Source organism: Pseudomonas sp. PDM32 (genome assembly GCF_019219225.1).
Classification (GTDB): Bacteria; Pseudomonadota; Gammaproteobacteria; order Pseudomonadales; family Pseudomonadaceae; genus Aquipseudomonas; species Aquipseudomonas laurylsulfatiphila.
The window spans coordinates 1-727 of record NZ_JAHUWE010000036.1; the positions used below are offsets into that span (position 1 = coordinate 1).

A 727-nucleotide genomic window follows, 5' to 3' on the forward strand; every position below is an offset into this window, starting at 1 on the left:
AGTCTAACCTTCGGGAGGACGGTTACCACGGTGTGATTCATGACTGGGGTGAAGTCGTAACAAGGTAGCCGTAGGGGAACCTGCGGCTGGATCACCTCCTTAATCGACGACTCAGCTGCTCCATAAGTTCCCACACGAATTGCTTGATTCATTGAAGAAGACGATAGAAGCAGCTTTAAGCTCCAAGCTGATAGCTCAACGCTAACAGTTACGCGCTCGAAATTGGGTCTGTAGCTCAGTTGGTTAGAGCGCACCCCTGATAAGGGTGAGGTCGGCAGTTCGAATCTGCCCAGACCCACCAATTTTGTATGGGGCCATAGCTCAGCTGGGAGAGCGCCTGCCTTGCACGCAGGAGGTCAACGGTTCGATCCCGTTTGGCTCCACCATTAACTGCTTCGAAAGTTTGAGAGTTTAGAAATGAATATTCTGCAATGAATATTGATTTCTAGTCTTTTGATTAGATCGTTCTTTAAAAATTTGGGTATGTGATAGAAAGATAGACTGAACGTTACTTTCACTGGTAACGGATCAGGCTAAGGTAAAATTTGTGAGTTGCTCTTTATGAGCAAGAATCGAATTTTCGGCGAATGTCGTCTTCATAGTATAACCAGATTGCTTGGGGTTATATGGTCAAGTGAAGAAGCGCATACGGTGGATGCCTTGGCAGTCAGAGGCGATGAAAGACGTGGTAGCCTGCGAAAAGCTTCGGGGAGTCGGCAAACAGACT

2 tRNA genes and 2 rRNA genes are annotated in these 727 nt (G+C 47.2%); all 4 read left to right on the forward strand.

The window, feature by feature from the left end:
• Positions 1-102 (forward strand): 16S ribosomal RNA (locus KW846_RS29660); the annotation flags it as partial.
• A 122-nt stretch (positions 103-224) separates the two neighbouring features.
• Positions 225-301: transfer RNA gene (locus KW846_RS29665), tRNA-Ile, on the forward strand.
• Positions 302-310: 9 nt separating this feature from the next.
• Positions 311-386 (forward strand) — tRNA-Ala (locus tag KW846_RS29670).
• A gap of 242 nt (positions 387-628) precedes the next feature.
• A 23S ribosomal RNA gene (locus KW846_RS29675) occupies positions 629-727 on the forward strand; the annotation flags it as partial.